This window comes from Mesorhizobium sp. M7D.F.Ca.US.004.01.2.1 (assembly GCF_003997785.1).
GTDB classification, from domain to species: Bacteria; Pseudomonadota; Alphaproteobacteria; order Rhizobiales; family Rhizobiaceae; genus Mesorhizobium; species Mesorhizobium loti.
Map to the genome: position 1 here is coordinate 1 of NZ_RZRQ01000776.1, position 415 is coordinate 415.

Sequence of the window (415 nt, forward strand, 5' to 3'; positions counted from 1 at the left end):
GCTGGGCGCGCCGATGGAAAACAGCAGCGATCCGCCGACCGGATGGCCGTCGGCGGAAATGACGCGCCAGCTCAGCACATGCGTACCGGACGCAAGCTTCTGCGGATTGTCGATCTCGACCGTCTGGTCGCTGAGGCGGAAGGCGGTCAACGGGACCGGCGTTCCGTCGGGCGTCACCAGGGTCAGCACCAGCGGCGAGACCGGTTCGCTGAAGGTCAGCGAGAATTGTGCCGGCCCCTGTTCCAGCACCGCGCCGTCGGCCGGATCGGTCTTGATCAGCGCGGCATGGGCAAAGGCCTGATCTGGCCCGGCCATGACGGCAAGAAGCACGATCAAGGCCAACAGGCCGACGACAAGCCGGCCAGCGCGTTGGCCGGCCATGGAAGCCGTTTGCAGGAAGGACGTCGTGCTCATG

The 415-nt window shown here is 66.5% G+C and carries 1 protein-coding gene; it reads right to left on the reverse strand.

Annotated elements, in window-relative coordinates:
- Positions 1-381, reverse strand: a 381-nt coding sequence (locus EN993_RS36750) for a copper resistance protein CopC (RefSeq protein ID WP_245469095.1), incomplete at its 3' end; no start/stop codon positions are given.
- Between the last annotated feature and the right edge of the window lie 34 nt (positions 382-415).